The organism is Klebsiella sp. K5-45 (assembly GCF_030128605.1).
GTDB classification, from domain to species: domain Bacteria; phylum Pseudomonadota; class Gammaproteobacteria; order Enterobacterales; family Enterobacteriaceae; genus Klebsiella; species Klebsiella quasipneumoniae.
Genome location: NZ_JAKUZW010000001.1, coordinates 756,417 through 767,740 on the forward strand (window position 1 = coordinate 756,417; position 11,324 = coordinate 767,740).

General features: G+C 55.7%; 10 protein-coding genes, 1 rRNA gene and 1 other annotated feature. Of the genes, 7 read left to right on the forward strand and 4 right to left on the reverse strand.

Annotation, left to right across the window (positions count from 1 at the left end):
* Positions 1 to 117: 117 nt before the first annotated feature.
* The 3 genes from aroF (at position 118) to MKS11_RS03815 (ending at position 3,254) form a co-directional block, all read left to right on the forward strand.
* Positions 118 to 1,188 carry a 3-deoxy-7-phosphoheptulonate synthase AroF gene (gene aroF, locus MKS11_RS03805; protein ID WP_004206844.1) on the forward strand — a complete coding sequence of 357 codons (1,071 nt, stop codon included), beginning with the start codon at positions 118 to 120 and terminating at the stop codon, positions 1,186 to 1,188.
* 9 nt (positions 1,189 to 1,197) lie between these two features.
* Positions 1,198 to 2,319: a bifunctional chorismate mutase/prephenate dehydrogenase gene (tyrA, locus tag MKS11_RS03810; protein ID WP_004206843.1), complete on the forward strand. Its 1,122-nt coding sequence runs from the start codon at positions 1,198 to 1,200 to the stop codon at positions 2,317 to 2,319.
* 62 nt (positions 2,320 to 2,381) lie between these two features.
* Positions 2,382 to 3,254, forward strand: a complete 873-nt coding sequence (locus MKS11_RS03815; RefSeq protein WP_048295345.1) for an SMP-30/gluconolactonase/LRE family protein — start codon at positions 2,382 to 2,384, stop codon at positions 3,252 to 3,254.
* Here the strand turns inward: MKS11_RS03815 and pheA are convergent.
* The 4 genes from pheA to bamD all read right to left on the reverse strand — a co-directional run bounded on the left by pheA (position 3,251) and on the right by bamD (position 6,010).
* On the reverse strand, positions 3,251 to 4,411 hold the full coding sequence (pheA, locus tag MKS11_RS03820) for a bifunctional chorismate mutase/prephenate dehydratase (RefSeq protein WP_023318895.1): 1,161 nt from the start codon (positions 4,409 to 4,411) through the stop codon (positions 3,251 to 3,253). The two genes, MKS11_RS03815 and pheA, sit on opposite strands and share 4 nt — an antisense overlap.
* 24 nt (positions 4,412 to 4,435) lie before the next feature.
* Positions 4,436 to 4,560, reverse strand: a sequence feature (Phe leader region).
* Positions 4,512 to 4,559 carry a pheA operon leader peptide PheL gene (gene pheL, locus MKS11_RS03825; RefSeq protein WP_100250063.1) on the reverse strand — a complete coding sequence of 16 codons (48 nt, stop codon included), beginning with the start codon at positions 4,557 to 4,559 and terminating at the stop codon, positions 4,512 to 4,514. (Overlaps the previous feature by 48 nt.)
* 105 nt (positions 4,561 to 4,665) lie before the next feature.
* Positions 4,666 to 5,001: a ribosome-associated translation inhibitor RaiA gene (gene raiA / locus MKS11_RS03830; RefSeq protein ID WP_002914111.1), complete on the reverse strand. Its 336-nt coding sequence runs from the start codon at positions 4,999 to 5,001 to the stop codon at positions 4,666 to 4,668.
* 271 nt (positions 5,002 to 5,272) lie between these two features.
* Complete coding sequence (gene bamD / locus MKS11_RS03835; protein ID WP_004145664.1) at positions 5,273 to 6,010, reverse strand: outer membrane protein assembly factor BamD; 738 nt, start codon at positions 6,008 to 6,010, stop codon at positions 5,273 to 5,275.
* Positions 6,011 to 6,141: 131 nt separating this feature from the next.
* Here bamD and rluD point away from each other — a divergent pair, with 131 nt between their 5' ends.
* The 4 genes from rluD to MKS11_RS03855 form a co-directional block, all read left to right on the forward strand.
* Entirely contained in the window at positions 6,142 to 7,122 is a 981-nt protein-coding gene (gene rluD / locus MKS11_RS03840; RefSeq protein WP_004206840.1) for a 23S rRNA pseudouridine(1911/1915/1917) synthase RluD, read from the forward strand.
* Complete coding sequence (gene yfiH, locus MKS11_RS03845; RefSeq protein ID WP_284109377.1) at positions 7,119 to 7,850, forward strand: purine nucleoside phosphorylase YfiH; 732 nt, start codon at positions 7,119 to 7,121, stop codon at positions 7,848 to 7,850. Before rluD ends, yfiH begins: the two co-directional genes overlap by 4 nt.
* Before the next feature lie 128 nt (positions 7,851 to 7,978).
* Complete coding sequence (gene clpB / locus MKS11_RS03850; protein WP_004206837.1) at positions 7,979 to 10,552, forward strand: ATP-dependent chaperone ClpB; 2,574 nt, start codon at positions 7,979 to 7,981, stop codon at positions 10,550 to 10,552.
* Positions 10,553 to 11,016: 464 nt separating this feature from the next.
* Positions 11,017 to 11,324 (forward strand): 16S ribosomal RNA (locus MKS11_RS03855); the annotation flags it as partial.

Here is an 11,324-nt window from a genome sequence, read left to right on the forward strand (position 1 = left end):
ATTGGTGTAAAGTAAAATTTACGGAATATGGATTGAATTCTTTACTTTGTATGGTATCGTTACGTCATGCCCGCTGAGGCAACCCCTATCGCAAACGAGCTACACAGGATCGCAATCATGCAAAAAGACGCGCTGAATAACGTACATATTACCGACGAACATGTGTTAATGACCCCGGAGCAACTGAAGGCGGAATTCCCCCTGAGCGTTGAACAGGAAGCGCAGATCGCGCACGCCCGTGAAACCATCTCCGATATCATCGCCGGCCGCGATCCGCGCCTGCTGGTGGTTTGCGGTCCTTGCTCCATTCACGATCCGGAAGCTGCGATCGAATATGCTCGTCGGTTTAAAGCCCTTGCCGCAGAGGTCAGCGATAGCCTCTACCTGGTGATGCGCGTCTATTTTGAAAAACCCCGTACTACCGTCGGCTGGAAGGGGCTGATTAACGACCCGCATATGGATGGTTCGTTTGATGTTGAAGGCGGCCTGAAGATTGCGCGTCGTCTGCTGGTCGAGCTCGTGAATATGGGACTGCCGCTGGCGACGGAAGCGCTGGATCCCAACAGCCCGCAGTACCTTGGGGATCTGTTCAGCTGGTCCGCCATCGGCGCGCGAACCACGGAATCTCAGACGCACCGCGAAATGGCCTCTGGTCTTTCCATGCCGGTAGGCTTTAAAAATGGCACCGACGGCAGCCTGGCCACGGCCATCAACGCCATGCGCGCCGCGGCGATGCCGCACCGTTTCGTCGGTATCAACCAGGCCGGGCAGGTCTGCCTGCTGCAAACGCAGGGTAACCCGAACGGCCATGTGATCCTCCGCGGCGGTAAGGCGCCAAACTACGGTCCGGACGATGTGGCGAAATGCGAAAAAGAGATGGCGCAGGCGGGACTGAAGCCGTCGCTGATGGTAGATTGCAGTCATGGGAACTCCAATAAAGATTTCCGCCGCCAGCCGGCCGTGGCTGAATCCGTTGTCGCGCAGATTAAAGATGGCAATCGCTCCATTATCGGCCTGATGATTGAGAGTAATATCCACGAGGGCAATCAGTCCTCTGAACAGCCGCGTGAGGCGATGAAATACGGCGTTTCGGTAACGGATGCCTGCATCAGCTGGGAAACCACCGATGCGCTACTGCGTGAACTGGATAAGGATCTCCGCGGCCACCTGGCGGCCCGTTTGGTGTAAGAGGAAAGTATGGTTGCTGAACTGACCGCGTTACGCGATCAAATTGATGAAGTAGATAAAGCGTTGCTTAGCCTGCTGGCTAAGCGCCTGGAACTGGTGGCCGAAGTCGGCGAGGTGAAGAGCCAGTATGGCCTGCCGATTTACGTCCCGGAACGCGAGGCGGCGATGCTCGCCTCCCGGCGAGAAGAGGCGGCTGCGCTCGGCGTTCCGCCGGATCTGATCGAGGACGTTCTGCGTCGCGTGATGCGCGAATCCTATTCCAGCGAAAACGACAAAGGCTTCAAAACCCTTTACCCGAATCTGCGGCCGGTAGTGATCGTCGGCGGCGGCGGGCAGATGGGGCGTCTGTTTGAGAAGATGTTAACGCTGTCCGGCTACCAGGTGCGCATTCTGGAAAAAGAGGACTGGGCGCGGGCGACGGATATCGTCGCCGATGCCGGCATGGTCATTGTCAGCGTGCCGATTCACACCACCGTGGAGACGATCGCCAGGCTGCCGCCGCTGCCGGCGGATTGCATTCTGGTCGACCTTGCCTCGGTTAAAGCAGAGCCGCTGCAGGCGATGCTGGCGGCGCATCAGGGCCCGGTACTCGGCCTGCACCCGATGTTCGGTCCGGACAGCGGCAGCCTTGCCAAGCAGGTGGTAGTCTACTGCGATGGCCGCCAGCCAGAGGCCTATCAGTGGTTCCTCGAGCAAATTCAGGTCTGGGGCGCGCGCCTGCATCGCATCAGCGCGGTGGAGCACGATCAGAACATGGCCTTTATTCAGGCGTTGCGCCACTTTGCCACCTTCGCCTATGGGCTGCATCTGGCGGAAGAGAATGTGCGCCTTGAGCAGTTGCTGGCGCTCTCGTCACCCATTTACCGGCTGGAGCTGGCGATGGTGGGCCGTCTGTTTGCCCAGGATCCGCAGCTCTACGCCGACATTATTATGTCTTCGGAAAACAACCTGGCGCTGATTAAGCGCTACTACCAGCGGTTTGGCGAGGCGATCGGTCTGCTGGAGCAGGGCGATAAGCAGGCGTTTATCGATAGCTTCCGTAAAGTCGAACACTGGTTTGGCGATTACGCCCAGCGTTTCCAGAGCGAGAGCCGCACGCTGCTGCGTCAGGCGAACGATAATCGGCAGTAAAGCGAAAAAGGTGTATACAATAAAGCCAGCGACCGCTGGCTTTTTTTATAGGGATGACAACGATGGCTGAACCACAACCGCTGTTTGACTACACCGGATACCTGCCGGAATGCCCGACCTGGAGCGAGGCAGAGCAGGCCCTCTACTGGGCCGATATTATGGAATGTGAAATTCACCGCTACGATACCCGCAGCGGCGAACACCAGGTGCTGCAATTTCCGGAGGAGGTCGGCTGTTTTTCCTTGCGCGAGAAGGGCGGGTTTATCGTTGCATTGCGCAGCGGTATCTGGCTGACCGACGCCCACGGTCTGCTACGGCGTAAAGTCTGCGATAACCCGAGCAATCCGGAACTGGCGCGGTTTAACGATGGCGGGACCGATCGCGATGGGCGCTTTTATGCCGGCACCTTCTGGGGCCCGGGGGATTATAACGGCGCGCTGCTGATGCGGGTCGATAACGACCTGAAGCCGACGGTGATCCAGTGTGACATCCATGGCGCCAACGGTCTGGCGTTTAGCGCCGACCGGCGCTGGATGTATACCTCCGATACGCCGAACGCCGTGATCTACCGTACGCCGCTGGATGAGCAGGGTGAGCCTGGCCGGCGCGAAGTCTTTCGCCGTTTTCAGCCTGGCGAAGGGATACCGGACGGGGCGGCGATTGACGTGGAGGGGTGTTACTGGAGCGCAATGTTTGACGGCTGGCGGATCGCCCGTTTCTCTCCGCAGGGTGAGGAGCTGGAGTCCTACCCGATGCCGGTACGTTGCCCGACGATGGTCTGCTTTGGCGGGGCGGATATGCAAACGCTCTATATCACCACCACCCGGGAAAACATGGAGGACGATGAGCTGGCGCAGTATCCGCTGTCCGGCGCCATCTTCACCCTGCCGGTGGAGGTGGCAGGGATGAAGAAATTACCGTTCCGCGAACGTTAAACCGGATCCACCGGCACGACGTTTTCGCTGGGGTAGCAACCGAGAACCTTCATGGAGCGGGTGATCTCCGCCAGCTCCTTCAGCGCCTTGCGCATGGGCAGCGAGTCCAGGTTTGCCTGAATATCGAGATAAAACATCTCTTCCCACGGATTGCCATGGATGGGGCGAGATTCCAGTTTGGTCATGATCAGATTGTGATTGCGCAGCACCAGTAAGGCTTCCACCAGGGCACCCGCCTGCTGACCGGTCGCCATTAACAGCGTGGTCTTCGCCGGAACCTGATCGGAGACGTTTACCGCTTTGCGCGCCAGAACGAGGAAGCGCGTAATATTCTGCGTCTGGTTGGCCTGGCAGTGCTCCAGCACCTGCAGGCCGTACAGAGCGCCGCCCGCTTCGCTGCCCAGCGCCGCGACGGTCGGGGCGTTCGCCTGCGCGACTTTTTCCATCGCCGCTGAGGTGCTCTCGGTATATTCAATCTTCCAGTGCGGGTAGCGACTCAGATACTGGCTACACTGCTGGAACGGTTGCGGATGGCTGTAGACGGTCTGAATTTTATCGGCATCCGTCGAGGTGCTGACCAGTACGCAATGATCGATAGGGATCGTCAGCTCGCCTACGATCGACAGGCTGGTGTGCTGCAGCAGATCGTAGACATCGTTGATCCCGCCGGAGCTGGTGTTTTCAATCGGCACTACGGCGTAATCGGCCTGGCCGGTTTCCACCTGATTAAAAATATCGGCGAACTTCGCGCAGCCGCTTTCAATAAACTGCTCAAAGTGGCGAGCTGCGTACTGACGCGCCGCCAGATGCGAATAAGAGCCTTTGGGACCGAGGAACGCCACGCGAGCCGAATGCGGGTTAATTTTATTCAAATGCTGCTGCAGCAGGGTTTGCTGGGTCAGTACAGAGTCTTCGATAATCAGCTGGAACAGGCGGGTGATGTAATGAGCGTCCAGATTATGGCGCTTGCCGAGGGTCATCAGACGCTCCAGCAGATCGCGTTCGCGGTCAATATCACGCACCGGGCGATGGGAGGCCAGTTTGGCTTTACCAACCTCAACAGCCAGCCCGCGACGCTCCGCCAGCAGAGCAAGCAGTTTCTCATCCAGCGCGCTTATCTTGTCGCGCAGCGCCAGTAATGGGTTTTCCTCGGTCATAGATGTTGCCTTTGTTGTTATCCAATAAAAAAGGCCTCCCGGGTGGGAGGCCTTATTGTTCGTCTTCGCATTCTTTCTTATACGACGAATTGCCTCCCGGTCAGGGGAAGGTAAAAAAGAATGCGAAGAAGAACGGGACGAGTTTCATGATGAATTCCTTTAAGTAGTGGGGATTACAGTACCTGTACTGTTTTCACTCTGTCAATAAAAAACGCGCCCGAAGGCGCGTGGCATGACACAACTTAAGTTAAGGATTACTCTTCTTCTTCCACAAAGCCTGCCTCTTTCACCGACGTCGCGGCGCGGCGGGCTTCCCCTTTGTGTTGCACTTTATTGAGCTGCCGTTCCAGCTTGTTGATCAATTCGTTAATGGCGGCGTACATATCTTCATGACGCGCACTGGCAACCAGATGGCCGTTTGGCGTGTTGATGGTTGCATCGGCGATAAAACCCTGCGGCTCCTTAGACAGAATGATGTGCGGGTTAATTAAATGAGTTTGCCACTTATCCAGTTTGGCGAGACGGTCTGCGACATGCTGGCGGATTGCCGGAGTAATTTCCATTTGTTTACTGGTAATGTTCATTGTCATAAATTTTACCTCTTGTCTTTCCCGTCTTGGTGAATCCAGCATACCTTTCCTAATGTCAAAATGTGTGATCTAAATCACGTTTTATTGTCACTTTTTGTCAACGAATTCATTTTGTGAGACAGGGCAGGAAGAAGTGAGATTTTACTTGTCGAACCTGCCAAAGCAGGCCATATTTGATGAGTTAACTCGACGCTAAACCGCTTCAGCTAACCAGGATAACGAATAAAAAAACGGCAGCCAGTGGCTGCCGTTTGCGATCCATGAGTCAGGCTCAGGTGTTCTTACTGTTCGCGGCGATAATCTTCGCGACTTTGTCCGCCTGAGCATTCATCTGCATTTGACGATAGGCATTTTCCATCTTCGGCAGGGCATCGCGGGTGGCCTGGGTATCCGGATAGTTACGCATCATACCTTCCACGCGGTTAACGACGGCAACCCATGCGCCGCGGTCGGTGTAGTAATCCACTACCGACAGCTCATACTTCGCCAGGCGATCTTTCAGGAATACCATGCGCTTATAGGCGTCCGTGGCATACTGGCTGTTCGGGTAGCCGCGTACCAGTTTGGAGAAGTCATTGAAGGCATCGCGCGCGTGCTGCGGATCGCGGTCGGAACGATCGACGCCGAAGAAGCCCTGCAGGGCGCTGTCATCCAGAGCCATGTTGGTCAGGCCGCGCATATAGATGACGTAGTCGATGTTCGGATGGGTGGGATTCAAGCGCATGAAGCGATCGATGGCCGCTTGAGCCAGCGGCAGATCGGCGTTTTTGTAATACGCATAAATCAGATCCAGCTGTACCTGTTGGGAATAAGGGCCGAATGGATAACGGTTATCCAACGCTTCCAGTTGCGTTATCGCCTGTTTCCAGTTACCGTCCTGCAGTTTTTGCTGGGCGGTCGCGTAGATTTCATTCGGCGGATTATCAGGCACCTCTTCCTTAGAGCCGGAGCAACCCACCAAAGCCAGGCTCAGTGTGGCGGCTGCCACCAGGTATTTCATGCGCGTCATGACGTTTTGACTTCCTCAAAATGTTTATGCGGGAGAATCTCTGTTCCTGCTCCCGATTAAGACCAGCTACAATAGCACACTATATTAAACGGCAAAGCCGTAAAACCCAACGTTAAACGAAGAAGCTGTATATGGCACAACGAGTACAACTCACCGCAACGGTGACCGAAAATCAACTCGGTCAACGCTTAGATCAGGCTTTGGCCGAATTGTTCCCTGATTATTCGCGATCGCGGATAAAAGAATGGATCCTCGACCAACGCGTATTAGTCAATGGCACCATAGGCGATAAACCGAAAGAAAAAGTGCTGGGGGGAGAACGCATCGCTATCGATGTGGAAATCGAAGAAGAGGCGCGCTTCCAGCCGCAGGATATTCCGCTCAATATCGTTTACGAAGATGATGACATCATCGTGATCAACAAACCGCGCGATCTGGTTGTACATCCTGGCGCGGGCAACCCTGACGGTACTGTGCTGAATGCGCTGCTGCACTACTATCCGCCTATTGCCGATGTGCCGCGTGCGGGGATCGTCCATCGTCTGGATAAAGACACCACCGGTCTGATGGTGGTGGCGAAAACCATTCCAGCGCAAACCCGGCTGGTGGAGTCGCTGCAGTTGCGCGAGATCACCCGTGAATACGAAGCGGTGGCGATCGGTCATATGACCGCCGGCGGTACGGTTGAAGAACCGATCAGCCGTCATCCGACCAAGCGTACCCATATGGCGGTGCACCCGATGGGCAAACCGGCGGTGACCCACTACCGCATTATGGAACATTTCCGCATCCATACCCGCCTGCGCCTGCGTCTGGAAACCGGTCGTACGCATCAGATCCGCGTGCATATGTCGCATATCACCCATCCGCTGGTAGGCGACCAGGTGTATGGCGGCCGCCCGCGTCCGCCGAAGGGCGCGTCGGAGGAGTTCATCACCGCGCTGCGTAAATTCGACCGCCAGGCGCTGCACGCCACCATGCTACGTCTGTACCACCCGATTACCGGCATTGAAATGGAGTGGCACGCGCCCATCCCACAAGATATGGTCGAGCTCATCGAGGCGATGCGCGCCGATTTTGAAGCCCATAAGGACGATATTGACTGGTTATGACTAAACTGATTGTACCGCAGTGGCCAATGCCCGGCAGCGTGGCGGCCTGTAGTTCTACCCGCATCGGCGGCGTGAGTCTGCCGCCCTATGACTCGCTCAACCTGGGCGCCCATTGCGGCGACAATCTGCAGCATGTCGAAGAAAACCGGCGGAGGATGTTTGCCGCCGGCGGCTTACCGTCTTACCCGGTTTGGCTTGAGCAGGTTCATGGTACCGATGTGCTCACGCTGGACGGCGGACCCTATCCGTCGAAACGCGCGGATGCCTCTTATAGCCGTACGCCAGGGACTGTCTGCGCGGTGATGACCGCTGACTGCCTGCCGGTCCTGTTCTGTAACCGCGCCGGTACTGAAGTCGCCGCGGCGCATGCGGGATGGCGCGGCTTATGCGAAGGGGTTCTGGAAGAGACGGTCGCCCGTTTCGCCGATAAAGCCGAAAACATTATGGCGTGGCTGGGACCCGCCATCGGTCCGCAGGCGTTTGAGGTGGGCCCAGAAGTTCGCGACGCTTTTATGGCTAAGGATGAGAATGCGCATCAGGCTTTTCGTCCGGCAGGCGAAAAATATTTTGCTGATATCTACCAGCTGGCTCGGCAGCGCCTGGCAAACGTCGGCGTTGAGCAGATTTTCGGCGGCGATCGCTGCACGCTAAGCGAAAAGGATGATTTTTTCTCTTACCGGCGCGACAAGACCACCGGTCGTATGGCAAATTTCATTTGGCTGATATAACCTAGAGAATCAAGACGATCCAGAAGGCAAACTTATTTTTCGCATAGTTCAGGTCTTTAACCTTGAATAATTGAGGGATGACCTCATTTAATCTCCAGTAGCAAATTTGACCTGTTATGGGAGGAGTTATGCGTCTGGATCGTCTTACCAATAAATTCCAGCTTGCTCTTGCCGATGCCCAGTCGCTTGCACTCGGGCACGACAACCAATTCATCGAACCTCTTCATTTAATGAGCGCCTTGCTGAATCAGGAAGGGGGATCGGTACGTCCTTTATTAACCTCGGCGGGCGTGAATGCCGGGAAACTGCGCACTGACATCGAACAGGCTCTGAGCCGTTTACCGCAGGTGGAAGGCACCGGCGGCGATGTGCAACCTTCTCAGGATTTAGTGCGGATCCTGAACCTTTGCGACAAGCTGGCGCAAAAGAAAAAGGACAACTTTATATCGTCAGAACTGTTTGTTCTGGCGGCGCTTGAATCACGCGGTACGCTGACCGACCTTTTAAAATCCGCCGGAGCAACAACCGCCAACGTGACTCAGGCGATTGAACAAATGCGCGGAGGTGAAAGCGTGAACGATCAGGGTGCCGAAGACCAACGTCAGGCATTGAAGAAATTTACCGTCGATCTCACCGAGCGTGCCGAACAGGGCAAACTGGACCCGGTTATCGGCCGTGATGAAGAGATCCGCCGTACCATTCAGGTACTGCAGCGCCGTACCAAAAACAATCCGGTGCTGATTGGTGAACCCGGGGTGGGTAAAACCGCTATCGTCGAAGGCCTGGCGCAGCGTATCGTCAACGGCGAAGTGCCGGAAGGGCTGAAAGGCCGCCGGGTACTGGCGCTGGATATGGGCGCGCTGGTGGCCGGGGCGAAATACCGCGGTGAGTTTGAAGAGCGTCTGAAAGGCGTGCTGACCGACCTGTCGAAACAGGAAGGCAACGTCATTCTGTTTATCGACGAACTGCATACCATGGTTGGCGCTGGTAAAGCCGACGGCGCGATGGACGCGGGCAACATGCTGAAGCCGGCGCTGGCGCGTGGTGAACTGCACTGCGTCGGGGCGACGACGCTCGACGAATACCGTCAGTACATTGAAAAAGACGCTGCGCTGGAGCGCCGCTTCCAGAAGGTGTTCGTCGCCGAGCCGTCGGTAGAAGATACCATCGCTATTCTGCGCGGTCTGAAAGAACGTTATGAACTGCACCACCATGTGCAGATCACCGACCCGGCTATCGTGGCGGCGGCGACCTTGTCGCATCGCTACATTGCCGACCGTCAGCTGCCGGATAAAGCCATCGACCTTATCGATGAGGCGGCGTCCAGCATCCGTATGCAGATCGACTCAAAGCCGGAAGAGCTGGACCGTCTCGATCGCCGTATCATCCAGTTGAAACTGGAGCAGCAGGCGCTGAAGAAAGAGTCTGATGAGGCGAGTCTGAAGCGTCTTGATATGCTCAACGAGGAGCTGGCGGATAAAGAACGGCAGTACTCGGTGCTGGAAGAAGAGTGGAAAGCGGAAAAAGCGTCCCTCTCCGGCACCCAGACCATCAAAGCCGAGCTGGAGCAGGCGAAAATCGCCATCGAACAGGCGCGTCGCGTCGGTGACCTGGCGCGGATGTCCGAGCTGCAGTACGGCAAAATTCCGGAACTGGAGAAACAGCTGGCGGCAGCCACTCAGTCCGAAGGAAAAACCATGCGTCTGCTGCGTAATAAAGTGACGGATGCTGAAATCGCCGAAGTGCTGGCCCGCTGGACCGGTATCCCGGTCTCCCGCATGATGGAAAGCGAGCGTGACAAACTGCTGCGTATGGAGCAGGAACTGCATCATCGGGTGATTGGTCAGGATGAGGCGGTTGAAGCAGTATCTAACGCTATTCGCCGTAGCCGTGCCGGGCTGTCCGATCCGAACCGGCCGATTGGTTCATTCCTGTTCCTCGGTCCGACCGGGGTCGGTAAAACCGAGCTGTGTAAAACGCTGGCTAACTTTATGTTCGACAGCGACGACGCAATGGTGCGTATCGATATGTCCGAGTTTATGGAGAAACACTCCGTCTCGCGTCTGGTCGGTGCGCCTCCGGGATACGTCGGTTATGAAGAGGGCGGTTACCTGACCGAGGCGGTGCGCCGTCGTCCTTATTCCGTCATCCTGCTGGATGAAGTGGAAAAAGCGCACCCGGATGTGTTCAACATTCTGCTGCAGGTACTCGACGACGGGCGCCTCACCGATGGCCAGGGGAGAACGGTCGACTTCCGTAACACGGTGGTCATCATGACCTCGAACCTCGGTTCCGATTTGATTCAGGAACGGTTCGGCGAGCTGGATTACGGACATATGAAGGACCTGGTGCTGGGGGTTGTCAGCCAGAACTTCCGTCCGGAGTTCATCAACCGTATCGATGAAGTGGTGGTCTTCCATCCGCTGGGTGAGAAACACATTGCTTCTATTGCCCAGATCCAGCTGCAGCGCCTGTATAAACGTCTGGAAGAGCGCGGATATGAAGTGCGGATGTCCGATGAGGCGCTGAAGTTGCTCAGCGCCAACGGATACGATCCGGTATACGGCGCGCGGCCACTGAAACGCGCTATTCAGCAGCAGATTGAGAACCCGTTAGCCCAGCAGATCCTTTCCGGTGAGCTGATTCCGGGTAAAACCGTCGAGCTGGTAGTGAAAGACGACCGTATCGTGGCAGTGCAGTAAGTCACAAAACGACAAAAACGGGCCCAGCGGGCTCGTTTTTGTTTAAAAACCAGGCAAAAATTAAAGCTCAATACCTGATTTGGTTGAAAAGTGAGCGATTGAATTCTTTTTTTGAATTTATCCTTGTCACTTCAGAATTACCCCCTATAATGCGCCTCCACTGACACGGAACAACGGCAAGCAAGCCGCCGGGGCAGCAGGATTCAACGGCGAAAGATAACGTTGAAGCCGACAGAGAAAAGCAAAATAAGCGCTTGACTCTGAATGAGGAAAACGTATTATACGGGACCTCGCGACAGAGCGCTAAAGCGCGTCGCAACTGCTCTTTAACAATTTATCAGACAATCTGTGTGGGCACTCAAAGTGACATGGATTCTTAACGTCCTCGGACGAAAAATGAATACCAAGTCTCAAGAGTGAACACGTAATTCATTACGAAGTTTAATTCTTTGAGCATCAAACTTAAATTGAAGAGTTTGATCATGGCTCAGATTGAACGCTGGCGGCAGGCCTAACACATGCAAGTCGAGCGGTAGCACAGAGAGCTTGCTCTCGGGTGACGAGCGGCGGACGGGTGAGTAATGTCTGGGAAACTGCCTGATGGAGGGGGATAACTACTGGAAACGGTAGCTAATACCGCATAACGTCGCAAGACCAAAGTGGGGGACCTTCGGGCCTCATGCCATCAGATGTGCCCAGATGGGATTAGCTAGTAGGTGGGGTAACGGCTCACCTAGGCGACGATCCCTAGCTGGTCTGAGAGGATGACCAG